Genomic DNA, 22,988 nt, shown 5'->3' with positions numbered 1-22,988 from the left:
CAGCCCGCTCAGAGATGTGTATAAGAGACAGCCTCGTCGCCGAAGTAGTCGTAGAGGTCGACGAGCATGTGAGCCCCGATGGCGGCTGCATTGACGGTGTAGGAGTCATCGGGGTGGTTCATGTGGTAGTCCACCTTCGCGCCGGTCTCGACTTCCCGGTAGTTCAGGTCCTCGACGAGGAAGTCGGCGGCGGTGCGAGCGAGGTCGGCGTACTCCTCGGCGTCGTCGTCGGTACGGGCGGCCTGGAGGAACGCCCTGACGGCGTAGGCGGTCGAGACGATGTCGGGATCACTCGGCACGCCCTTGGTGTGGAGGTGCTGGATCGGGTGTCGGTGGCCGCCGCAGAAGCCGCTATAGTCCGTGATCTGTTCGTCGACGAGCCAATCGACGAGCCGGTCAGCCTCGCCTTCGGGATCAAATGGCAGGTCGTCCACACTCCGATCCGCGAGATCCTGGGTGGCCAACTGCTGGTAGTTCCGGTTGGCCATCGCGAACAGCGCCGTGCCCTTGTAGTTGCGCTTGCACTCGACGCGAAACAGCGGCCGCACGTCGACAGGCGTGCGCTTGACCGTTTCCTGGACGACGAGATTCAGCACGCGGTTCTCGACGGGAAGCGCCTGGAGGAGCTGACTGCTCAAGCCGTCGCCGTAGTCCGGACCGATATAGTCGTGTCGGCGCGCGTACGCAAGCGTCGCATCCAGTACGGGTTCGTACTGCTCGACGGTCTCCGCAGCCGTCACACCCAGCTCGACTCGCCCGCCGGTCTCGGTCACGCCGCCAGTGTCGGGAAATCCTTGCGACTGCATCTACTCGAGGCACCCCACTGCGTCCCATTATTATACGCTCGCTACCCGCTGTGTCGGCGACACAGCAAGCGGTTAGTCGGTACCAGTCGCACACGATGATGGTCGCCCGAACTGGTATGAGGGCGATAACAGGCACCTTGCGAGCGGCGGGAAGACGAACCACCAGAGCGGACTGAGCCACAGCGGTCCAACGGGTGGACGAGGCCTGCCCGCACAACTCTCGCGACAGCAGCAATTCCGACTGCCATCACAACCATTGTTGTTAGTCGTTCCGACGGGAGGTGTTGCGGCTTAAGCGAGGCAGGCCATAGACGGCGTCCCGCAAGTCGGATTGATCAGTCAGGAGTCCCTACTCCCGATACCGCACCGCGAGCAGGCCGATAAGCGCTGCGAGCGCCACGAGCGCACCGAGGCCACCGAAGCCGGGCATCGCTGACAGTCCTGATTCAGGCTCCGGTTGGGCCTGTGCAACCGTCAGCCCCTCGAGCGTGTCGACCGAGGCCGCGTACTCGTGCGTCGACCCCGAGGAGCCCTGATACTCCGTCGTCGACTCGTTCCACGCCGCACCATCTGCCCGCTCGTAGAGCGAGACGTCTTCGGGCGCAATCTCGTGCTCCTCGAGTACCGTCTCGTCTACGGTGAACATCACTGTCGCCGAGAGGTTCTCGAGTGTGGGTTCGCCGGAGACGGCCAGCGACCCGAGTCCGGGGACATCGTCCGGACTGCCGGGCAGGTCGTCGGGGTGGTTGTTTTCGAACGTGACGGTGGTGTCGCCGTCGAGGCCGCTTACGTACACGTCGTCGAATCGAACCTCGTCGACGGAGCCTGCCGTCGGTCGCAGGTGGATTTGGTCGTCGGAACTCGCGCCTTCGATCGTAGCTGCGAGGCCTGTATCCGCGGCGTCTTCGCCGCTGCCGCCACCGAGGAGGTCATAGGAGATAGACGGGCCGTCACAGGTTCCGGTCCGGATCGTTACCGGCTCGTCGAGCGACGGAATAGCTGTGCGGTCTGGGTTGTCCGCATCACCCGAGAGGATCTCCCAGTCGTTGATTTCGCCGTCGTCGTGGAAGTCTGGGTCGTAGAGTTCATCGTTGTCGTAGTGCTCTGCGTCCTCGTTGAACGCCGGGTGGATCGTCATCGCGAAGGCGTCGTTGAGGCCGCCGTTGATCGCGCCGCCGTCGGTGCGCTCGTCGGACCAGATCCACGACGCGCCGAGCCAGCCGTCGCCGCCGTACCACTCGGCCATGTTCGTCTCGCCGGTGTAGTTGTCGTCCTGGACGACCCACTCGGACTCCGCTGGGAGGCCGACGATATCGAACGTTGCGACACCGCCGGTGGAGTTCCCATCAACTTGGTCGTGAATCGTCACGAGGCTTAGCCCGTCAGTGCCCTCGTGGAGGAACAGGATACTGGTATCGTCTTCCTGGAGGTGCTCGGTGCCGTAGGAGCTGTACATCCGGTCGACGCCCTCCGGATGCGTCTCGTGGTTGCGATAGTCGTAGAAGGACTCGACCGTGCCGCCGCTCGAGAGCGGCTCGATCTGCTGGCAGAATCCGTCCTGTTCGATAACGTAGCTGTCAGCCGGTGGCGCGTTCGAAGCCGAGGCGCTCGGCGATGGCGTCGACGACGAGTCGCCGACCTGCGCGACGCCGCCGACACTGCTCAGGACGAGCAGAGCGACGACCGCGACAACCGCCGCTGGACGACGACTCATAGGGAGGACTCACCTCCGCTACTACTCGCCGAGCGAAGCTGTGGCGCGGTTTCCTCGCGTCGATCACCACGCCGCGACTGCTCCTGATCGGACTGGGTCGGTGTCGACACCGGTTCCGTCTCCGAGTCGGTTCCGATCGAGACGGGATGCTGATCGATCGTCTCAGCGTCGATCGTTTCATACAGCTCGCCTGGCGATCCGACCCACGCGCCTAACTCGAGTGCCCGCTCGACGAGCCACCGATAAAGCGTTCGGTGGCCGGGGAACTCTTTCTCGTTGAAGTAGCGTGGATGCCAGAGCACGGTCATCACGGCGTCGTTTCGGGCGGCGTCGACCAGTAACCGCTCGCAGGCCCGGCGCGCGGCATCCGGGTTGGTCGCGGGATCCGGCAGCGCCTGATCCATGATCGCCAGCGGGAAGACGACGAACTCGTCGCCGAACGGGCGGATCGGGTGGTAGCCGTCGTGGAACCCACAGTCGGTCGTCGAGCCGAGGCTGGTGTCATAGCTGAGCCCGATTTCGCGGTAGTGTTCCCATGTCTCTGGCACTGAGAGGCGAAGATGGTGTTGACGGCCGCCGGATAGCTGCTCGCCGAGGACGTTCTCGAGTGCGACCTTTTCGGTCCGTAGTCGGTCGCGGTCATGCTGGGTGTGATACGAGCCGTGGAGGCCGATTTCCCAGCCGCCGGTTGACAGGTCACGGATGACGGCGGCGATATCGTCGCCGTCGATATCGTACCGGCCGAGGTGCTGAATCCAGTGTTCCGGTGAGAGCCACTCACGCGGCTGTCGATCCCACAGCAGGTGTTGTTCGTTCAGGAAGTAAAAGGCCGACCGCACACCGAGGTCGTCCTCGAGATCCATGATCTCGGCGAACTGCCAGTAGGGGTTCGATCGGTCGAGCGCCGTTCGGAGGTGGTAACCTGGGCGCTCCTGTGTCGCGTAGTACAGTGATCGAAAGCCCTTGTACGGGCGGTCGACGTCGTGGGTCAGACAGAGGGCGAACTCGGCATCGTCGGGAAGGGCTGTGATTCGCGCCGGTTGGGAGCTGGTGTGATTGGGGTTCATGCGTTCACCCGCCGAAGGGTGCGGCGTTCGTGAGTGGTGTCGATTCTCGATGACGCAACTTCGACCCAGTCCGCCGCGAGTCCTGACTCGTCCCGTCCGCGGCGGTCTATTCGGACAGGGAATCCACCGTCAATCTCGGCCGTGGCTCCCCGGTTACAGGGGGTACCGCGTCGATTCGGCTGACTACGGCCATGGCTGCGGTCACGGTCACGCTCGTACTCACTCGAAAATCTATGACACCTCGTCGTCTCGCTCATTACAGCTATACACTCACTGGAATCGATACGATAGTAAATGACAACATTATCAGTAGCTGAACTGTGTGGCTGTCTCGAACAATTGGTACGCATTCCGTACCGGTGCCAGTGACAGTGTCGATATCGGTGCTGATGGCGGTTCCAGTATCAGTGTCTCGCTACCGGCCGCTCGAGAGGACCCGGAGACTGCCCCGGAGGAACTCACGGAGAACCGGCGTACCATCGTAAACCCAGAGGAGGGCTGCAAACGCTGCAATGGAGAGTTGGAACCACATGTACATCGAGAGATCGCCGGCGAGGAGTTCTTGCTGATAGTGTCCGAAGAGACGGGTAAACTCGCTGAGAAAGTCGGTGTGCTCGCCGATCGGTTCGACCGGATGGACGGGCCAGAGCACGATATCATACCGGAGTTCGCCGCCACGAACGTAGGTGTCGAGGATGTCACTCGGCAGGTGGAGCAGGTAGCCCAGACCGAAGGCGACTCCTGCGCGTGGACGACCGACGGAGCGAGCGCCCACGCCGACGACGATTGCAAGCGGTACCGCAAAGAAGACGGAGTGGCCGAGCGCGTATCCGGAGTCGAAGACGCCGAACTGCCAGGCCAGCGGCTTATCGATGAGGTCCGGCAGTACGGACGCGAAGACGACGGCGAACGCCTCGAGTCCACTCGGTGCGTCGCGGTAGACGAGGTGACTAAACAGCGAGTAGACGACGTAGCCGACGATTGCGTGTTCCCATGGCCACATTGGTGTAGGCCAGCCACGTCGGCTGATTAGTTATGCAGGAGATAACCTGCCGTGGCGGCGGTCCAGTACCGCGATTTCGAATCTGTTCGGCCGGCCGGTCACCGCCGTCTGACCTCAACGAATACGGTCGTCGGGACGAAATGGACGAGCGAGCATGCCACGCGAGTTCACGGTTTCAGTTACGGACGGCTCATCGTCCGTCGCCGAATCGGAGTTCGGTTCCGAACCGGAATCCGTCGCCGCCGTCCACCACGAAGCGCCCTCCGACGACTGGCTCGTCTTCTGTCACGGGCTCCGAAGCGACAAGTCAGGCAGCTACGAACGGCGCTGCCAGCGCGCCGTCGACAAGGGGTACAACGCCGTCCGGTTCGATTTTCGCGGTTGTGGCGAGTCCGACCGGGACTTCGTCGATCACTCGCTCAGTACGCGCCTTGCCGATCTGCAGGCAGTACTCGACTGCGTCCTCCAGGACGACCGCAACAACTGCAGCTCACTCACTCTCTTCGGCTCCAGCTTCGGCGGCGCTGTCGCCCTCCACACTGCCGCCACCGACAACCGCATCGACGCCGTCGCAACCCGCGCCCCCGTCACCGATCTCTCGACCTTCGACCGCTACCGCAATCGCGTCGAACGTGAGGGGGTACTCGAGTTCGACACCGGTGAGCGACTCGACGAGCGATTCTTCGACGATCTGGATGCGTACCCGTTCGCGGACGTAGCGGCGACGTTCGACGTACCAGTCGCCATCTTTCACGGCGCGGCCGACGATTCGGTGCCCGTTTCGGACAGCCTCGACGCGGCGGGGGTACTCGAGACGGACGTATTCGTCCAGGTGTTCGAGGGTGAAGGGCACATCTTCTCGCGCGAGGCGGAAGAGCGGTTGCGTGGGCTGTTGTTCGCATGGCTGTCTGAGACGGGGCTATAGCACGAGTGCGACTGGTGGGGCATCTATTCGGCTCCCGGGCAGGGGCTGGCCACGCTGACACCGGATTTCAGAGGGTCTTTTCACGGTCAGAAAAACCGGACCGTTTTTCATAGCGATGCCGAAACGAACAGCTACCAGTGAGTGAGGATAGCGATACCGATACCGATCTATCAACTGTTCTCTCCGTGCTCGACGACGAGTACGCGCGAGAGATCCTCACGCACACGAGCGTCGAACCCATGTCTGCCAGTACACTGAGTGACCGGTGTGACGCGTCCCTGCCGACGATCTACCGTCGTCTCGATCGTCTCGAGGAGTGCCGACTCGTCACTGAAGAGACCGAACTCGCCCCGGACGGCAACCACTATAGCATCTACAGCGCGAATCTCGATCGACTAGAGCTTTCACTCGAGGACGGCTCGTTCGATCTCGAAGTGAGCTACAATGAGGAGGACGTCGCCGACAAGTTCACCCGAATGTGGGAGGGGATGCGATGAGCGCCGACGTCGTTCGACTCGACGAGGCGACGATGTTCGAACTGTTCACCGTCGTGAGCCTCTTTCTCGTCGCGCTGTTCGGGACGGTGATCGCCTACCAGGCCTACCGTGGCTATCGTCGAAACGATGCGAGATCGATGCTCTACCTCGCGGTGGGGCTACTCTTGTTGACGCTGTTTCCGTTCGTGCTCAATGTCGTACTCAACACGATGACGGCGACGGATCGGATTGTGACGGTGTTTGCCAAGAATCTGAGTCGACTGCTCGGATTGGTCGCGATCATGTACTCGCTGTACGGACAACATTGAGGACGACTGGAGATGGGTTCGGTTGATGTGACTGTGGCAGATTCAGCTGTTATGACTGGTCGTGGATTTGGCTGATGTGATTGGGTGCCGGTTCGACTGGTACGACTGGGGACAAGTGGTGAACGATTTTTCGACTGACAACTATCTCCCTCCTTTCTCCTGGGTAGTCTACTGTAGCGGCTGCTTGTATTCAGTCGAACAGGGCAGCAAAACGGACCGCGACTGTAGGGCCGAAGCGCTCGCCACGAAAGCGAGTCGTGGAGTGATAGTGGAGTGGTGGGGTTGACAGCGCGGGCACAGGCGCTGTCAGGGGGAGGGCGGGTCGAACGGGAGACGAGGACGGGTCGGGAGCCGTCCTCGCAGTGGGGGTGGGACCCCGTTCGAGTGGGTGATCGGATGAGGGACCAACGCGGGGTGGATGTTGGACCTGTCTCGTCCCCCAATTTCACCGTTGCACTGGATGGTATTAGTGATGCCAGCGCGTTTTCTGGGTCGGAAAATCCACGTCGGTATCGAACCAGTCGCGGCCGAGACACTCGTTCGTGCTCGTTAATCGTCACTCGGTGCTGCTCCAGGCCGGTATCCCCGGCTGATCGCTTTCCAGTGACCGGTCGAGAACCGGTAGTAGTTGATCACCGCGGGAGCGGCTGTCTCGGCGATGAACGAGAGATACAGGCCCAGTAGTCCGAGCGGTGCGATATCGACGCCCGGGATCGTCACGCCGAGTACGGGAATTGGCCCAATCGCGGGAATCGTCAGACCGGCTGCACCGAGGTAGGCCAGGGGAATCGCGAGCCCGAACATCCCGACGAGCTGGCTGTAGAACGGCCATTTGGTGTCTCCGCTCGCCTTGAGCGCGCCTTCAGCACCCGTCGAGACACCCTTCAGGACGATCGCGAGACACGCCGCGTAGATGAGCGAGACGGCGGCCGGAACCGAGAGCTCCGCCGGATCGTCGGTGAACAGGAGCACGATCGGCTCCGCGAAGACGAAGACGAGCACGGCCGAGACGACGTAGACCGCGACGGCGTAGCGGATGATCTCTCGACCGTAGCGCTCTGCGAGCCCCTCGTGGCCGACGCCGAGTTCCTGTCCGACCAGACTCGAGGCAGCCAGGCCGAAGCCCCAGCCAGGCGTGTTCATCAACCCCCAGATGCGCCGTGCGATGACGTAGGCGGCGACGATCTGCGGACCGAACAGCGCGACGATGGCGAGCATCGGGAACTCGGCGACAGTCCAGACGGACTTGCTGCCGAGGACAGGGAGCCCGATTTTCGTTAGATTCCGAACCGTCTCGCCGTGGACGTAGCTCCCGAACGGGTCGACGCTGACAGGGAACGTCCCGACGCCGGGAAGCCAGCCCGCGACGAGTCCGATTGCGAACGTCGCAGAGACGACTACGTTCGCGAGTACCGTCCCGAGTGCTGCGCCCTCGACGCCCAGGCCGAATCCGAAGATGAGCACCGCGTTGAGCCCGATGTTGGCGACGGCACCGCCCGCGCGGACGACCATCGGCGTCCAGGCGTCGTCCATCCCGACGAACGTCCGGCTCCCGATGAGGTTGAGTCCGGCGAACGGAATCCCGAGGCCAACGATTTGCAGATAGTCAGCACCGATCGCGATCGTCTCCGGGTCGTTTCCGATGAGCGAAATGAGCTCAGTTGGGTACGTCCAGAACAGCGCCGTCACTGGCAGTGTGAGCACGAGCACCAGGAGGGTACTCGAGCGCACCGCCTGTCCGAGCGAGTCGAACGAGTTTGCACCGAAGCGCTGGGAGACGAGCGCGATGGTACCGCCGGCGACCCCACCACCGAGCGCGAACGCGAGCCCCCAGAACGGCGAGGCGAAGCCGACGCCGGCGATGGCCGTCGATCCGACCGCCACGCCGACCATGGCGACGTCAACGGCGTTTTTCGACATTCGCGCGACGCCCGTAACGACGCGGGGCCACGCGAGATCAGACGTCCGCTGCGCTCGCTCGGGGTCTATCAACCCGAGGCGGGCGAGCGCGAGTCCGATCCAGTAGATACACAGCCGGATCGGATTGAACGATCGACGACTCACAAGAACCATCTCGGCCTAACCGAGTCCCACAAAAGTGTCTTGCAGACGCGGCAGACACGTCCGATTTCGACTCGCTACCCCGTCTCACACGTCGAGATCCGAGTCACTCTTCTGGCCGTTACATGTCTGTCTTTCTACTACTCAACGACCAGCACGGGAATAGACGCCACCTCGGTAACCTGCTTGGAGACGCTCTTTCAGAAGAACCGATCGAGTCCACGCGTTCGTCCGACGACGATCAGGTCGACGCCGTGGGCCTCGGCGTAGTCGAGAATCGCCTGGTGGCGCAGGCCGTGCTGGACGCTCGTCTCGACCCCATCGACTCCGGCCTCGGCCGCCCGCTCGGCAATATGCTCGACCGTCGATTCGCCGATCGGTTCGAGATCTTCGAAGTCAACTCCTGGCGCGATCTCGGCGGAGTTGATGACGGACAGTGCATGTAGCGTCGCGTCGTGAACGTTAGCGAGTTCGATCGCCTCGCGGATCGCTCGTTCGGTGTTCGGCCGGCCATCCGTCGGAATCAAAATTGTATCGTACATAGTCTCGATCGCTCGTGCAGACCTCTCGCTCCGTCCCGAGAACCGAGACGCACGTCTACTCCGACGTCCCGACCGCACTCGAGGATCGTTCGATCGGCGGCGACTCGAGTTCTCCCGACTCGTCGTACTCCGAGCGAACGGCGGCGATGCAGGCATCGACCGTCGGATTTGTGAGATCGGCGTCACCGGCACCAGGGACGACCGGTCCCTCGCCAGTGAAGCACTCGAGTCCGGTAACGATCGGGCCGTAGGCGAACTCGCCGAACTCTTCGGTGGCGAAGATATCGCGCTCGTCGTTGACACCGCCAACGGGTTCGGAAATCGTTCCGATTCGCCCGTTCTCGTCCCACCAGAACAGCGAGAGGATGACCGCCGACACGTCGCCAGTTACGTGGACGGTTTCGCAGTCTGCGAACTCGACGACGATCGGTCCGTCCGCGAACTCGACCTGTGTAGGGTGGTGGTCTGTATCGATCGCCGTGGGCGCTGTGCCGGCGGCTCCCTCGTGCTCGTCCATGGACCGTCCTTGTCCGAGACGATGTATCAATCATTTTTCGGAGTCGGGTGACTCTCACAGGTACCGACGCGATCCTGTAGACAGACCGCTGTTCGCATGTGCGTAACTGCGAAATGGTATCCCCACGTCGCCGACTCGGCGTGAGTCCGAACCTGTGGCTCATCTCAGATAATACTAAGCTATTGATGTGTAATATTGTGTATGTGAGCAGGAAAGTTATGATAGCTGACTGTCTGGTGATGCTGTGGCAATTGCAACGGTGTCTATACTCGCCGGAAACGACTATTGGAGCGGTGATGTGGCTGCAGTTTTTTCGCACCAATTCAGCGTGTCTTCCGCCACAGTGGCGCTATCTGATGGGTTTTGAAGAGGTATAACGCTGGTATGCGTGTTGTATCCGAATTATCGCACTACCTATTCTTATCCAGATATGAAGTAGAACCTATCGAATATGGATATATTCGGATATGCCACTGTATGCGAATCGCGTCCTTCGACAGACGCCGAACAGTTTACAATCGTATGACCGTAACTATTGGCGAGCTGGGACGGCGAGACAGAAATGGGCCTCATCGAGGAGGAAGCGATTACCCACTTCGTCGGTGTCACCGCCATGTACGTCGACATCGTCAACAGTGACGAGTTCGTCGACTACGATCTGACCACACTCGAGATGGCCGGCGAGGGCGGTGCGAAGATGTCCGTCGCCGTCCAGAAAGAGTTCGAATCGGTCGCGGGCGTCGACATGCAGGAGGGATACGGGCTTACTGAGACACACGGTGCGACCCACACGCAGTCGAACTCGACGTTCGGCTTGCGCCACGGCACGATCGGCCAGCCGCTCCGGATGACCGACTGCAAGATCGTCGACAGCAGCGGCGAGGAAGACCCACCGGGTGAGGAGAGTGAACTCCTCGTTCGCGGCCCACAGGTAATGAAAGGGTATCACAACCGTCCGGAGGCGACCGAGGCTGCCTTCACCGACGACGCTACTTCCGGACCGGTGACATCGCCCGACGCGATGCAGAGAATTACTACGAGATCGTCGACCGGAAGAAACACGTCATCGTCACTGCGGGCTACAACGTCTATCCGAGCGAACTCGAGGAACTCCTCACCGAACACGAGGCCGTGGCGGAGGGTGCCGTCGTCGGCATCCCGGACGAGCGTCGTAACGAGGTTCCGAAGGCGTTCGTCGTCCCGACGCCCGATGCGGAACCCGGCGTCGATGTCACCGAAGACGGCATCAGGGAGTTCTTCCTCGACAACGTCGCGGCCTACAAACACCCACGCAAGGTCGAGTTCATCGACGGACTGCCACGGACGACTTCGGGGAAGATTCAGAAGTACAAGCTATAGTAGCCACTGCAAGTCACTGCACACCTGATCGCACGGCAACTGTGCGATCAGTGTGTAACTAGTTGCAGTTGTTACTATAGAGGTGCGCACTGACGAGAACTGACCTGTACAATAGCTGGCTAACAGTTCGTGCGAAGGTCGGGTTCATTGGCTACGCAGATGTGGTCTAGAAAACCGGGGCTATCAGCATCAATTCAGCCCGCGATTTTCTTCGTTGCCCCATCCTTCGAGTAATCGTTGCGTGGACGGAAGCAACCGTTCGGGTGTCGGTGGAGTAGCGAACCATGCCGCCCCGTTGAGTTCACCGGGTTGAATTGTAATCGAGCCATCCTCATAGTCGGCGTGAAAGAACACACGGAGAACGTGGAGCCGCTCGTCATACTCTTCACAGGTGGCAATTTCATGACGCATGTGATTGATACCGCTCAGGGAAATACGAAGTCCAACTTCCTCGGTTACTTCCCGCTGGACTGTCTTCTCCATCCGCTCGTCAGCTTCTTGTCCACCGCCAGGAACGCCCCATTTGAACCCTCCACGTTCCAAGGTTAGCAACACACGCTCTTGCTCTTCGTTTTCAACGGCCATCGATTCCGTAAGTGACGGCAAGTCGTCTGGCGAACGCTTGATGAACGCGTAGGCACTACCGATATAGCCATCTTTAGACAGCTGCGTCCATTTCTCGAATCGTTCGGGCTCCGGTGTATCGTGTCGTTCGTATACTGGTGCCTCACCAAACGAACCCAATAAGCGATCGCGCCGACGTTCGATTTCCTTACGGTTGATATCCTGCCAGTCCATACGAGTTCCTTCGTCTTTTTGCTGACAAAAGCCTTCGGAGAGCAGAGACTGGGCGTCACTGTATCATGAACACGTCACTCACTCCATCAATAGAGACATACCGAGGCTTTTTATTTGCATGAATAGTATGGGAGTATAAAGACTCGCTCTTCTTCGACTTAGATGGGGTTCTTTTCCATGTTACTCGGGACTACACTGCTGTTCTATCAGCTCAACACAACAGAGAAACCGGAACCTCGCTCCTACTGCTACCTATCAACTGCTTCGATTCGCTGATGTCGACCTATCTATCCGGCGAATCCGATTGGTCCGCTGTCCGATAGTACCGCACACCATCGCGCCAGTCGAACGTCACCTCGCCTCGCTCTGTGAGTGTCCCGAGCGCACCGAGCGTGTCGAGCAACTGCGCTGGATACTGCAAGTCATCGTAGAGATATTCCGTAATCTCGAGTGGCGTCGCCGGTCCAACGGTCGCGACAGCGTCGCGTCTGGACTCGAGTAGCGAGTCGAGATCAGCCCGCGTGTCCGCGATCGCTCCCGCGACGCGGTGAAGACCGGCCCGTGGCCTGGAAACACCCGCTCGAGTGCCTCATCCTCGTACCCGGCAGAGCGTGTCGTCTCACGGACGCGCGCCGCGAGGTCGTCCTCGTCTCGCCGGGCCTGCTCGAGTACGGGTGGGTGATGAGGATTGCATCGATCGTTTCGAGGCCAACGCCGAGCCTGTTCAGCTGGGTCCACATCGTTTCTGTTGCCTGCTCTCCGGGTGGGCCCGCATCGGCGAGCACTCGTCCGTCGTCTCCATCGTCGCAGACGACGGTGCCACATTATTTAAATGTCGGCTCTACGGCGAATGCCGGTATCCGAAGCACCGTGGGTGCTTCATTGCCACTGTTGTCTGCATCTCAAATACACTCTCAGTGAATTGTGTGTGACAACAGTATTTTGGAGAAGAGAAGTGACTTCGAATTCGATGCATTTCAGTAGCGCCGACACTCATATGACATACTCTAGATGTATGGTGTATCACGAGCACAATATACTATACTATTTGGATTGTAGCGGGAAAACCGGTCATCTATCTATTGACACACCGCAACCGGAGAAATTACAACCAGTCACTTTCAGTGATAACTATGGACGAAGCAGACGCTGTCGATCGCGTGCAGGAACCATGTACGGTCTCGTCGCTGACTGAAGATTTGCGCTATCTGGGCGTAGAGTCAGGCCAGACTCTCCTCGTTCACTCCTCACTCTCGTCACTGGGCTGGGTCGCAGGCGACGCCCAGGCCGTCGTTGAGGCGCTCCAGAACGTTGTGACTACAGACGGAACACTCGTGATGCCGACGCACACGTCACAGTACTCCGATCCATCCGCCTGGTCGAACCCACCCGTTCCGTCGGACTGGATCGAAACGATTCGCGAGGAACGTCCCGCGTTTCAGCCAGCCGCGACACCGACACGAGGCATGGGCGCAATTTCAGAGTGTTTCCGAACCTCTCCCGACGTCGTCCGGAGCTCACACCCGCTCTACTCGGTGGCAGCGTGGGGTGCGGAGGCAGAGGAAATTGTCGACGACCACCCGCTTGACCACGGGCTCGGCGAGGAATCTCCGCTCGCGGACGTCTACGAGCAGGACGGTGACGTGCTCATGCTCGGCACGGACTACAGTACAAACACCTCGTTACATCTGGCCGAGCACCGCGCTGATCTCGATCTTGGAACGTCGACGACGACTGTGCCGGTCCTCGAGGACGGCGACCGAGTCCTGCATGACTGCGAGGAACTCGAGACATCGACCGACGACTTCCCTGAAGTCGGAGCCGCGTTCGAAGACCAGCACGACTATCGCGAGGGTGCCGTTGGCGCTGCGACGGCGACCCTACTTGAGCAGCCGGCACTCGTCGACTTCGCGACGGAATGGTTCGAAGCGAATCGGTAGTTTGGGTACGTACACGTACACACACACTCACCACTCACCGTCCTCCGTTGGCCACGAGTGTCTGCCATGAATTGTTTCCAATCAGCAGACTTCTCACTACCCGAACTGTTTTCGTATCAGAGTGAAACGATAACATAATGTCGGAGATCGACACTGTCCCTACTGGCTGGCCATCCCCCGACTCGACGGATATCCAGGTAATGCTCCTCGGGACGTACCATATGGACAATCCGAGGCTGGACGAACTGAATCTCGAGAGTGACGATGTACTCACCGCACAGAGACAGACCGAACTCGAGTCCTTCGCTGCAGACCTCGCTCGCTGGAACGCCGACCGCATCGCCGTCGAACGGCCATATGACCGGTTCGAGGCGGTGAACAGCCTCTACGCGAGTACCGGTCTGGCGAGTGTCGATACGATACAGAAGAACGAATCGAGCCACAACACCTGTTTCGAGACGAGACCGACACCGAGTGTCGGAGCGAAGTCGTCCAGCTTGGCTTTCGAGTCGCGGACAAACTGGCACACGAACAGGTGTATCCAGTCGATTACCCGCTACGGCTTGGAAACGACGCGCTCGAATCGCTTCGCGACCAGGGGTTCAAACCGGACGAGAAGGTGAGTGCACTCGAGTCCGATCCAGAACAACAGTTGGAAATGATGGCAACTCGGCTACAGTCGTCGACGGTTTCGGCGTTCCACCGCTGGTTGAACCAAGAGGAGCAACTCGGCATAAACGACGAATCACTGTTCGATGCGTACCTCCGATGGGGAGAGAACGACAACTTCGGTGGCCCTCGAGTACTCTCAACCTGGTACGACCGCAACATCCGAATCGTGCACAACGTCTGGCGGGCGATTGAACCGGACGACGAACGGGTCCTCCTTCTCGTCGGCAACGGACACGTACCCGTGCTTCGGCATCTGTTTGCGACAGCGCCGCTATTCTGTCCAGTGAGTCCACTGCCACACTGCTAGGGTTTCCTTGCTACGTGTTTCGATCCGACTCGAGTGTTGGTGAGGTACTCGAGTACCTCGATCCAGAGTCGATCGAGAGCAGGAGCTGAATCGTCAGCAGCACGCTGGCGGCGGTCACCCCGCTGAAGATGACGAGCTGGGGCCACGGGATGGGGGTGCCAGCACGAATCTCGAAAGCTGCCATCGCGAGGACAGCACCGCCAAGCGTGGCGAGTTTGACGAGGAGCACGGCGGTAAAGACGTATCTCCAGGGTCGGCGCTGCCAGAGCCAGTACGCCGAGAGCATGAGTGCGGGGACGACGATGCCGAGATCGAACAAGTAGATCACGGAGGTGGATAGCCCTGCCTCGGCGATGCTCGGTGGGGTCGTTCCACCGACAGTGGCCGGCAGGACCTCCGAGAGCCAGAGTGCTGCGATCAGCGCGGCCAGCAACAACTGGAACGCGACGTACGGCCAGATTGAGGTGTCCCCGATCGTGCGTTTCAACTCGTTGGCGTCCAGCGCGGCGACACCGCTGACGAACGCGAACAGCGTCAACCAGAGTAATGCGACGTAGACGAGGTACAACTCGCTGAAGGCCGTCATGAACGCGTAGGTGTACAGCAGGTAGCCGAGGACACCAAGCCAGACGACGTAGCCCCGCTGCGATCCGCGAGCGGCGGCGACCAGAGAGAGTGCCAGCGCAGGTACGGCACCGACCATCGTCAGGAAATCCTGTCCGTAGAGTTGCGGCAAGAGAACCGGTGCATCGCGGTAGAGCCCCGAACCGAAGAGCCCGGTTCCAGACGCGACGACCGCTAGGACGAGGATTATAACGGACGTGAATGCGTGTATCCTCGTAAGCGGAGTTTCAGCCATCTCGTGTCTACGCTGAGTCCTGCTCCTGGGTTCGATCGGAGGCGGCTGGTGCATCAAGTCGCCCCTCGACGAACGCAGCGAAGTCGGCGGTGAACGCCTCGACCTCGTGCCAGTCTGTGTACTCGTAATCACGGGACGTGTCGCTATCGCCGGTCGCTCCCTTCGCGATTCGTTTCATCACGAGCCGTTTGAGGAAGCCGTACTTCGAGTACCGAAGTGCGCCGCCGAAGAGTCCGATTCGATCCGGCTGCCAGTCGGTCTTCTCGAGGAACTCGTCGACGTACTCCGCTGCGTCCGCCCGTGCTGACTCGTCGTCGACGGCTGACGCGAGCGACAGTTGGAAGAACGCGGTCGGTCGCGATGCCAGCACCTCGCGTTCGGTCCGCACGAACTCACTCACCGTCGACTGGTGCGTTCCCATGTGGACCGATGCCCCGACGAGAACGGCGTCGAACGACTCGAGAGCATGCTCTCCCAGCCCATCCGCAGCGTCGACCGTAGTCGTGTCGTGACCGCGGTTGCGAAGCACGTCTGCGATGCGGTCGGCAACAGTGGCCGTCTGACCCTCTCCAGTGCCGTAGTAAATGAGGAACGATAGCATGGGTGATGACCGGTTTTCGTACGACGCCCACGCGGATAAAGGACTGACGTATCTGTCCTCCCTTGTTCAAGCGGACAACAGGGAGAGTCCCATCCAAAAATCGGCTGCTGAACGCGATCGAAATCTCTCTGGCGAGTGTTACCGATTCTCTCGTTGCCCGACCTTGTTCAGGTCTCAGTCTGATAGTACAGATTCTGTCTACTTTGGCGGTTTCTGGCACATTTTCTCAGTCGTCGTCAGCGGTATACGCGCCTCCACGGCGTTTGATTCGAGCAACGACCATTCGGTACTCGTCACGGTGGAAAGTGACCGCAAGACGGAACTCGCCGATACGCACCTTACGGCGTGGGCTGTTCTGGAGCGGTTCGCCATAGTCTGGTGGGTCGCGCCACGGAGAATCGACGATTTCGTCGAGTTTGTCGATGATACGCTGCTGATTAGTCGAGTTGAGCGCATCGAGGTCGTCCTGTGCGTTCGATGCGAGTTCCCAATCCCACCCGTCGTCACTCATTCGTATCGCCAGTACCGAATCGTTCGCGCGCTTCTTCGGCACTCATCGTCTGTTCTTCACGAACGTCCTCTTCAGCTTGGAGGAGTGCAACGAGTTCATCACGGTCGAACGTGGGGTGTTCGACGGCATCGCGTAAGGTATACCGAATAAATTCGCTCCGGCTGTTGAATCCTCGTCCTTGCCACGTGTCTTCAATCTCGTTGAGAAACGACCGTGTGACTTTGAAGTTTACCGTGACGATCTCGTCGTCGCCGTTGTTTGTGGCCGCTTCGGACATACGGCTGTATTACCTGCGTGTTACTGTAGGTGTTTCGGCGTCCGAACGCAGACGCTAGTGGCGAGGAGAAACAGTAGCAGATACGCGAAATGAGCGTTGTTTCCTATCGATTCTCGCGCTGCTCAACCTTGTTCAGATAGATAATATTCAATGTGCGAACAGATGAAACACCGATGACTGTACCATTGGTTCCTTATTGGTGGTAAGATTCTTTGTCTATGGCAACATAGTCATATCTATGTCAGCAGAAACGGACGGGCAGGGGAGGTTGTACATCCCCAAAGACGTACGAGAAAAATACGGGGAGAAGTACCACATCGTCACGTACGAGGACAGAATTGAACTCGTTCCGGTTGCAGACGACCCGCTCGCTGCAGTCCGCGAAGCGGCAGGCGAGTTACGTGACGCATCCACCGAAGATATTCGAGCAGACATCGAAGCGGAAGCGAAAGCGGAAGCCCGCGAGAAAGGGGACGATAGATGACGGTCTACGTCGAAACCGACTTTTTACTCGCGCTCGCCAAAGACTCAGACTGGTTGCAGCAACCAGCAGAAGAAGCACTCGACGAGTACGACGTAGAAACGTCGGCCTTCTCCTATCTCGAACTCCTTCTCGCCCGAGAACGGTACGAGTTTGATTACGTCCCACTCGTGGCAAATCTGCTCGAACTCGTCCCTGTCCGGAACGAGGAAGAACGACAAATCGTTCTGAAGGCCGTCAACTACTACGACGAGGGAATGACGGCGTTCGATGCGTTCCACGCCGCGACTGCAGAAACACGGACGCTGAACGTACTCTCATCGGAGAAAGACTACGAAGACATCGAGGTGGAACGAGTCCCGCTAGAACCTACTGATGAATGACAATATCTCTATCACGTGCTACCGATTCTCGCGCTACTCGACTTTGTTCAGGTAGATGAAATCCATGGCACGAGTCACAGAAACTATCTGCCGTGGGTAATAGTGGGCAACACTTATTCAACAGTCGATCCAAGCCAGTAACATGACGAAAGTAGATGCTCGGGACCTCCAAACGAACGAGACCGATGACCGAGGTCGAATCTATCTCGGAACGGAATATGCGAACAAACGCGTGACTGTCGCCGTCGTCGAGGTAGAATCTGACCATCCCGACGAAGATGAACTGGCTGCTGCGTACCGCGAGGCATCTGAGAGTGCGGAAGCGCTTGCAGAAGAGTGGGACGAAGCGTCGGACGAGGCGTGGAGCGGGCTGGATAAATGAGCGAGGACGTGGAAATTCGTCGCGGCGACGTTGTTATCGTTCGGCTCAATCCTGCGGAAGGGTACGAGATGAAGAAAACTCGCCCTGGGGTAGTCGTTCAGAACGATATTGGGAATACAAATGCTAGTACGACTATCGTTGCACCTGCGACGGGGACATATCGGGGCTATCCGTTCGAGATACTCGTCGAAGCGGCGGAATCACCGTTCGAGAACGATTCCTCGATTCGCCTCGATCAAATTCGTGTCGTCTCCATCGAAAAGCGGATTCACTCGGTGCTTGGAAGCCTCGACACAGAGACGATGGAGACAGTGGACGAAGCGCTAAAACTGAGTCTCGGACTGGACTAACGTATCTGCTGTGATCAGTATAGGACAAACAGTTATCGAAGCGACTAACGATCTATCCTTACTATGACAAAATCTGCCTGGGAAGAGGGAGAACCCAGCAAACAGCCACTATTCATCCCGAATTTCTGTGGTATCTTTTCCCCGGTTTACTGAACGCTGCGTAATAGGTTAAATACATATTTCAGTGTGAAGAAGATATTTACTCATAGATGGTCAATCGTCTACCATGAAACGACGTAATATTATCATGGGATTTGCTTTGTCAGTGACTGTAGCAGGATGTCTTGATAGAGTCTCAGACGGTAGTTCGTCTACTGAAGAATCAAACGACGATGACGGGGCATCTAAAGAGGATGGTGACCCGAAAGCGAGCAATGACAACAAGAACAGCGCTGAGAATCAGGATGTGGAATACTCTACACGTTATCGAATTCTCGTTGAATCACCAGTTGAAGAAGTTGAAGCTGATGATATCTGTAGGTTTGAGGAACTTCCAAGTGGAGCACAGACTGAATTTTTACAAGCGATTGACGGGGTAGACTTCGAATCAGAAGACCACTCTCGCTACGGAGTTGATGAAAGTCCAGAGCTGTTAGATACAGATTGCTACTCCGGATATATTGAATTTGAAGACAAATATTATTGGATCGGAGTGGAGGTTGATAGTGGCTGATCAACGTAGAGCGACGGTACGCTTCTTACTCCTCAGTGTTGATTGATAACTGCTTCTGCAAATCACGCCAGAGCTTGTCCACCACAGCTCGCCATCATGAATACCTCTCACTCCTGAGAGATCGTCCAGCGTTCAATAAGCACGTGTAGTGTCCGCCAGTTTCAATGTACTCACTCTACCTGAACCAACTGGACAGCAACCGGAAGATTTCTGTTCGTTGATCGGGCAGTACACGCACTCAGAGGCCCGCTTAGCGCTATCTACTATCCCTTTGCTCCACCTTGTTCAGGTCTCTGACTGACGTTACAGATTTCGTCTACTTTGCCGCTTTCTCTTGGAACCATGGTGATTGACTTCAGCGCGGCTCGCCAACGGATTCGACCGACTACTCGAAAGTTCTTAGTGTAGTACGCACGTACTACGAGATATGGCTCAGTCCGATACCGCCGCCGATGGGAACGATGAAAAGGTGAACCTCCGACTTCCAAAGGATTTTCTCGCTGACTTAGACGAGCAGTGGCAGGAGCAGGGATACAACTCGCGCTCGGAGTTCATGCGCGAAGCTCTGCGAGACGCAGTGTACGGAACGCGACTCTCGAAGCGGGCGCTCGAAGACCTGCTGGAGAGCGAACGGCAGTTCGACGAAGGTGAGACGGTGAGCGCAGAGGAGGCCCGCGACCGGTTCGGTACGGATGAGTGACGACGAGTGGACGTGGGAACTCTCCGAGCGAGCGGCAGACGGCCTCGGAGCACTTGACGCCGAGACGCAACAGCGAATCCTCGATAAGCTCGACGACGTAGTATCGGACGAGTTCCGCGAGCCGCCGGACTTCGCCAAGCCGTTGACGGGCGCGAAGCCGTGGCAGTCGTTGCGAGTCGGTGACTATCGGGCTATTGTGCGGTTCAAGCGCGAGAACAGAGTAATGCAGGTCGGTGCTGTTGGGCATCGGTCGTCTATCTACGACGAGTTTCCGTGAGGCAGTGCGATGGGTTTCCGCTTGGTGGCGTTCCAATCGTAAGAACGTTGGTCAAACAACGCGAAGGACTGGGAGAGACGATGCCATCTTCCGTACCGATTGACGAACCCTTTCCCAGCCAGTTGTATATCGACGCCAGTCGGCTACGAAATGCGCTGGAGTGGTTCGATTTTGACGACCCGGCGTACGACCCAATTCCAGTTCTCCACATCGAGGATGAGTTCGTTCTGTCCGATGGTCACACACGGGCGTTCCTCGCTCACTTAGCGGGTGCCACTACGATTGAGATCGTTCCCGACCCTGACCAGCAGGAGTTGAATATTCCGCTATACCGAGAATGTGTGGATTGGTGCCGTAACGAGTCCGTCACGCAGGTCGCCGACCTCGCCGGACGCGTCGTGAGTCGGGACACCTTTCTTGAACAGTGGGTTGCTCGCTGTCAGGCGTCTCCACTCTACGACGAAGGGTAATCTCTATTCCCAGCTTCTCTCGAACGTGTCTTGATTACGATTGCGACTTGATACCAGACAGAGGTCAGAAATCCAACCTCAGTCGTGTTATACGTTACCGGCTGTCACGCTGGTGTACTTTGTTCAACTCGATCAAAAGTCGGAAAATCGCCTTCACGAGATTCGCATCCACGTCGAACTGCTCGGCGTTTCGCCCCGCTCGATCCATTACCTGCTCTTCCTGTTTCTCGTCGGTCGTCGGCATATCCTTCTCATCTTTGACCGCCGCGATTGTATCCGCGACGTAGGTGCGTTGGGCGATCAACTCGACAATCTCTCGATCAATCGTCTGAATTTCTTCCCGGAGCTCTTCGAGGTCCATCTCCTCCGGTGTCCGTTTCTCCGTCTCAGATCCGCTGTCTGTGGCTGTGTTTCGAGTCATGCTATCTCGTCGTTCAGTTGGTACGTCTTGTCGCTACTCCCTCTCGCCAGCTCATCTCTCCTCACCGTTCTGGGACGTGTCCTGCACACGTGTTCCATCCGTCCGCAACTGCAAAATCCGTGTCGTCCCGTCACGCTCGTTCCACCGTTCGCGGACGATCTCGAGTGAGTCCTGCTCGCCAATCGCGACGTAACTCGGCCCCGTCCCCGACAGCGACACACCCTCCACATCCGGGAGTGCCTCGACTATCGGTCCTGTCGGGAACTCGAGTACCCCGCAGAACGCAAACCCGTTGACGGTCATTGCCTCGCCGTACCGACCGTCGAGTGCGAGCTCTTCGACCAGGTGTGCCATCGGTGCGATGCGCTTGCAGGCGACGATGTCGGCGTCGGCGCTGAAGGCCTGTTCTGGCGGGGTGTAGACGAGCGCCTGCAGGTCGTCGTCGAACGCTTCGCGGGCGAGCAGTTCGTCGCCCGTGTTGTCGGTGATCGTCACGCCGCCGAGCATGCTGGCGCTGGCGTCGTCGAACGCGCCGGTGGCGGTGACACCGGCTTCGCGGGCGGCACGGACGCCGAGTCGACAGGCATCGATTCGGTCGACCGTACTGGCGACACCGAGTGCGTCGAGGGTGGCAAGCACCGTCGCATTGGCGGCAGCACTCGAGCTTTTCAGGCCGGCAGCCAGCGGGACCTCACTTTCGGTTCGGACGCGACCGCCGACAGTTTTCGGATCGAGTCCGACGTCGGCGGCAAACGCCGCAATTGTGAGTTCGACACAGCGCTCGATAAGGTCGGTGTTGGCGTCGGGGTGGCCTACAATGTGGCCATCGACGGTGTCACTTTCGTGTTCCGCGAGTTCCTCGTGTTGCTCGAGTTCGACCGTCGCAGTCGTCTCGAGATCGATCGCGAACGCCGAACCGGTTCCCGTCGCAAGCGCGTTGAGAACGGTTCCGGCTGCAGGTGCGACGGCGCGACCATCCATACGAACACACTCACAGAGAGTGTATTTACGGCTGGCGGTTCCGACAACTCTTCTCGCGTCACTGGAACGCTGTCCCACAGCCACACGAGCACGCCCACGCGGGTCCGACCAGCGCCGGAACGGCTTGTGTACTACGGCTGTCCCTCGAATGGCACGTCGATAGGATGTGACTGACGGTTGATCTCAAGAGGTGTGAGATGTCACTAAATAACCCATATAAAATACACAATAAATATCCATTTCGGCACCGTTCCCGCTCAAACGACATGCTAAGATAAACAGGTGAATGAGACGTTCGATAGACAATGCTATTCTTATAACTGACTGCTATAGTAGCCACTGCAAGTCACTGCACACCTGATCGCCAGCCTGCTCGGCGATCAGTGTGTAACTAGTTGCAGTTGTTACTATAGATAGCCACAGTTCACCACGTTTTCTCAGACTTACCAGCTCGAATATGTGTATATGGAAATGATGATTGGGGAGGTTCGCCAAATCAGCTGGATCATCGCTTTTCTGGGACGGTCAGTCGTGAGTGAGTTCTGTATCTTCTTGGGTGTGACTTTAGCCGATCGTCGATATTACCTGCTGGCTCACTGTTTGCAGCACAACAACGACCAGCGAGAACGCACCGCTTTTCCCACCGCCGACCGAACGACTGACTAATGAGCGCGCGCAGTAACGTCGCCCCGAGTACGATCACCGTCGACCTCGTCGATGGTGGCATCGTCGTCCAGTATCTCGACGGCCGGGAGGTCTTCTATCACGGACCGCCAGAACCCGTCGCGGAGTCGATCAAGACGCCGCCGGGCAAGGACGTCCACGTCCTTGTTACTGACCCCGACGGCGTTGAGGGCGTCATGACCTACGTCAACGACCGGGACACGCACGACGACATCCTCGAGGGAACTGGTGTCGGCCGCGTCATGCTCAGCGACGACGACGAGGAAGTACTGTTCCCGGGCGTGACGGTTATGACCGACGCCTACTCGATTCGTGTCGATGCGGACCTCTCGCTCGTCGACGGGCGAGTGTTCGTCTTCGCCGAGGACGAGATGAGTGAACACGCCTACGAACTCGTCGCCGAGTCGGAGATCGACAGCTAA

General features: G+C 58.7%; 28 protein-coding genes and 2 pseudogenes. 15 read left to right on the top strand and 15 right to left on the bottom strand.

From position 1 onward, the window contains the following. Positions 1-32: 32 nt before the first annotated feature. The 4 genes and pseudogenes from C482_RS10050 to C482_RS10035 form a co-directional block, all read right to left on the bottom strand. A pseudogene (locus tag C482_RS10050) lies at positions 33-806 on the bottom strand (antibiotic ABC transporter permease); the annotation flags it as partial. Positions 807-1,155: 349 nt separating this feature from the next. After that, positions 1,156-2,520: a hypothetical protein gene (locus C482_RS10045; protein WP_006167484.1), complete on the bottom strand. Its 1,365-nt coding sequence runs from the start codon at positions 2,518-2,520 to the stop codon at positions 1,156-1,158. Beyond that, positions 2,517-3,587: a polysaccharide deacetylase family protein gene (locus C482_RS10040; protein WP_006167483.1), complete on the bottom strand. Its 1,071-nt coding sequence runs from the start codon at positions 3,585-3,587 to the stop codon at positions 2,517-2,519. Before C482_RS10040 ends, C482_RS10045 begins: the two co-directional genes overlap by 4 nt. Before the next feature lie 415 nt (positions 3,588-4,002). Then, entirely contained in the window at positions 4,003-4,590 is a 588-nt protein-coding gene (locus tag C482_RS10035) for a metal-dependent hydrolase (protein ID WP_006167482.1), read from the bottom strand. 154 nt (positions 4,591-4,744) lie between these two features. Between C482_RS10035 and C482_RS10030 the strand changes: the two genes are divergently transcribed. The 3 genes from C482_RS10030 (at position 4,745) to C482_RS10020 (ending at position 6,320) form a co-directional block, all read left to right on the top strand. After that, entirely contained in the window at positions 4,745-5,515 is a 771-nt protein-coding gene (locus C482_RS10030; RefSeq protein WP_006167481.1) for an alpha/beta hydrolase family protein, read from the top strand. A 137-nt stretch (positions 5,516-5,652) separates the two neighbouring features. Then, a complete protein-coding gene (locus tag C482_RS10025) occupies positions 5,653-6,012 on the top strand; it encodes an ArsR/SmtB family transcription factor (protein ID WP_006167480.1) in 360 nt (119 codons plus the stop codon). Continuing rightward, the gene (locus C482_RS10020; protein WP_006167479.1) at positions 6,009-6,320 is read left to right on the top strand and encodes a DUF7521 family protein; all 312 of its coding nucleotides are present in this window, start codon (positions 6,009-6,011) and stop codon (positions 6,318-6,320) included. The genes C482_RS10025 and C482_RS10020 overlap by 4 nt, the downstream gene beginning before the upstream one ends. 549 nt (positions 6,321-6,869) lie before the next feature. Here the strand turns inward: C482_RS10020 and C482_RS10015 are convergent. The 3 genes from C482_RS10015 to C482_RS10005 all read right to left on the bottom strand — a co-directional run bounded on the left by C482_RS10015 (position 6,870) and on the right by C482_RS10005 (position 9,440). Next, positions 6,870-8,393 carry an MATE family efflux transporter gene (locus tag C482_RS10015; protein WP_006167478.1) on the bottom strand — a complete coding sequence of 508 codons (1,524 nt, stop codon included), beginning with the start codon at positions 8,391-8,393 and terminating at the stop codon, positions 6,870-6,872. A gap of 188 nt (positions 8,394-8,581) precedes the next feature. Further along, positions 8,582-8,923, bottom strand: coding sequence for a universal stress protein (locus C482_RS10010; protein WP_006167477.1), 342 nt, complete (start codon positions 8,921-8,923; stop codon positions 8,582-8,584). Positions 8,924-8,978: 55 nt separating this feature from the next. Beyond that, positions 8,979-9,440 carry a hypothetical protein gene (locus tag C482_RS10005; protein WP_006167476.1) on the bottom strand — a complete coding sequence of 154 codons (462 nt, stop codon included), beginning with the start codon at positions 9,438-9,440 and terminating at the stop codon, positions 8,979-8,981. Positions 9,441-9,978: 538 nt separating this feature from the next. Between C482_RS10005 and C482_RS20435 the strand changes: the two are divergent. Further along, positions 9,979-10,799 (top strand): annotated as a pseudogene (locus tag C482_RS20435) (class I adenylate-forming enzyme family protein); the annotation flags it as partial. 189 nt (positions 10,800-10,988) lie between these two features. Here C482_RS20435 and C482_RS09990 read toward each other — a convergent pair. Next, positions 10,989-11,597, bottom strand: coding sequence for an NUDIX hydrolase (locus C482_RS09990; RefSeq protein WP_006167473.1), 609 nt, complete (start codon positions 11,595-11,597; stop codon positions 10,989-10,991). A 512-nt stretch (positions 11,598-12,109) separates the two neighbouring features. After that, positions 12,110-12,382: an MBL fold metallo-hydrolase gene (locus tag C482_RS22355; protein ID WP_241431911.1), complete on the bottom strand. Its 273-nt coding sequence runs from the start codon at positions 12,380-12,382 to the stop codon at positions 12,110-12,112. A gap of 348 nt (positions 12,383-12,730) precedes the next feature. Between C482_RS22355 and C482_RS09985 the strand changes: the two genes are divergently transcribed. Both C482_RS09985 and C482_RS22350 read left to right on the top strand, forming a co-directional pair. Further along, positions 12,731-13,537 carry an aminoglycoside N(3)-acetyltransferase gene (locus C482_RS09985; protein ID WP_006167471.1) on the top strand — a complete coding sequence of 269 codons (807 nt, stop codon included), beginning with the start codon at positions 12,731-12,733 and terminating at the stop codon, positions 13,535-13,537. Between the two features lie 433 nt (positions 13,538-13,970). Next, the gene (locus tag C482_RS22350; protein WP_338043512.1) at positions 13,971-14,516 is read left to right on the top strand and encodes a DUF5694 domain-containing protein; all 546 of its coding nucleotides are present in this window, start codon (positions 13,971-13,973) and stop codon (positions 14,514-14,516) included. A 10-nt stretch (positions 14,517-14,526) separates the two neighbouring features. On the opposite strand, the gene C482_RS09975 is transcribed toward C482_RS22350, so the two are convergent. The 4 genes from C482_RS09975 to C482_RS09960 all read right to left on the bottom strand — a co-directional run bounded on the left by C482_RS09975 (position 14,527) and on the right by C482_RS09960 (position 16,764). Next, complete coding sequence (locus tag C482_RS09975) at positions 14,527-15,375, bottom strand: hypothetical protein (protein ID WP_006167470.1); 849 nt, start codon at positions 15,373-15,375, stop codon at positions 14,527-14,529. Positions 15,376-15,382: 7 nt separating this feature from the next. Further along, entirely contained in the window at positions 15,383-15,976 is a 594-nt protein-coding gene (locus tag C482_RS09970; RefSeq protein ID WP_006167469.1) for a flavodoxin domain-containing protein, read from the bottom strand. Positions 15,977-16,202: 226 nt separating this feature from the next. Beyond that, positions 16,203-16,487, bottom strand: a complete 285-nt coding sequence (locus C482_RS09965) for a type II toxin-antitoxin system RelE family toxin (protein WP_006167468.1) — start codon at positions 16,485-16,487, stop codon at positions 16,203-16,205. Then, positions 16,480-16,764, bottom strand: a complete 285-nt coding sequence (locus tag C482_RS09960) for a ribbon-helix-helix domain-containing protein (RefSeq protein WP_006167467.1) — start codon at positions 16,762-16,764, stop codon at positions 16,480-16,482. The genes C482_RS09965 and C482_RS09960 overlap by 8 nt, the downstream gene beginning before the upstream one ends. A 238-nt stretch (positions 16,765-17,002) precedes the next feature. Here C482_RS09960 and C482_RS09955 point away from each other — a divergent pair, with 238 nt between their 5' ends. From C482_RS09955 to C482_RS09920, 8 genes are all read left to right on the top strand, one after another. After that, a complete protein-coding gene (locus C482_RS09955) occupies positions 17,003-17,248 on the top strand; it encodes an AbrB/MazE/SpoVT family DNA-binding domain-containing protein (RefSeq protein WP_049896611.1) in 246 nt (81 codons plus the stop codon). Further along, the gene (locus C482_RS09950; protein ID WP_006167465.1) at positions 17,245-17,628 is read left to right on the top strand and encodes a PIN domain-containing protein; all 384 of its coding nucleotides are present in this window, start codon (positions 17,245-17,247) and stop codon (positions 17,626-17,628) included. Before C482_RS09955 ends, C482_RS09950 begins: the two co-directional genes overlap by 4 nt. A 142-nt stretch (positions 17,629-17,770) precedes the next feature. Beyond that, positions 17,771-18,010 carry a hypothetical protein gene (locus tag C482_RS09945; protein ID WP_006167464.1) on the top strand — a complete coding sequence of 80 codons (240 nt, stop codon included), beginning with the start codon at positions 17,771-17,773 and terminating at the stop codon, positions 18,008-18,010. Next, positions 18,007-18,360: a type II toxin-antitoxin system PemK/MazF family toxin gene (locus C482_RS09940; RefSeq protein WP_006167463.1), complete on the top strand. Its 354-nt coding sequence runs from the start codon at positions 18,007-18,009 to the stop codon at positions 18,358-18,360. The genes C482_RS09945 and C482_RS09940 overlap by 4 nt, the downstream gene beginning before the upstream one ends. A 226-nt stretch (positions 18,361-18,586) precedes the next feature. Then, positions 18,587-19,033, top strand: a complete 447-nt coding sequence (locus tag C482_RS21130) for a hypothetical protein (RefSeq protein WP_152421995.1) — start codon at positions 18,587-18,589, stop codon at positions 19,031-19,033. A 427-nt stretch (positions 19,034-19,460) separates the two neighbouring features. Continuing rightward, on the top strand, positions 19,461-19,733 hold the full coding sequence (locus C482_RS09930; RefSeq protein WP_006167461.1) for a ribbon-helix-helix domain-containing protein: 273 nt from the start codon (positions 19,461-19,463) through the stop codon (positions 19,731-19,733). Then, positions 19,726-20,010 carry a type II toxin-antitoxin system RelE family toxin gene (locus C482_RS09925; RefSeq protein WP_006167460.1) on the top strand — a complete coding sequence of 95 codons (285 nt, stop codon included), beginning with the start codon at positions 19,726-19,728 and terminating at the stop codon, positions 20,008-20,010. The genes C482_RS09930 and C482_RS09925 overlap by 8 nt, the downstream gene beginning before the upstream one ends. 80 nt (positions 20,011-20,090) lie before the next feature. After that, positions 20,091-20,480, top strand: coding sequence for a histone acetyltransferase (locus tag C482_RS09920; protein ID WP_152421994.1), 390 nt, complete (start codon positions 20,091-20,093; stop codon positions 20,478-20,480). Positions 20,481-20,574: 94 nt separating this feature from the next. Here C482_RS09920 and C482_RS09915 read toward each other — a convergent pair whose 3' ends face one another. Then, positions 20,575-20,901: a chorismate mutase gene (locus tag C482_RS09915; protein WP_006167458.1), complete on the bottom strand. Its 327-nt coding sequence runs from the start codon at positions 20,899-20,901 to the stop codon at positions 20,575-20,577. Between the two features lie 51 nt (positions 20,902-20,952). After that, positions 20,953-21,882 carry a shikimate kinase gene (locus C482_RS09910; protein ID WP_006167457.1) on the bottom strand — a complete coding sequence of 310 codons (930 nt, stop codon included), beginning with the start codon at positions 21,880-21,882 and terminating at the stop codon, positions 20,953-20,955. Between the two features lie 665 nt (positions 21,883-22,547). Here C482_RS09910 and C482_RS09900 point away from each other — a divergent pair. Further along, positions 22,548-22,988, top strand: coding sequence for a DUF5796 family protein (locus C482_RS09900; protein ID WP_006167455.1), 441 nt, complete (start codon positions 22,548-22,550; stop codon positions 22,986-22,988).

Source organism: Natrialba chahannaoensis JCM 10990 (genome assembly GCF_000337135.1).
Lineage (GTDB): Archaea > Halobacteriota > Halobacteria > Halobacteriales > Natrialbaceae > Natrialba > Natrialba chahannaoensis.
Note: the sequence above shows the minus strand (reverse complement) of the source record. Positions and strands in the feature narration are given on the sequence as shown.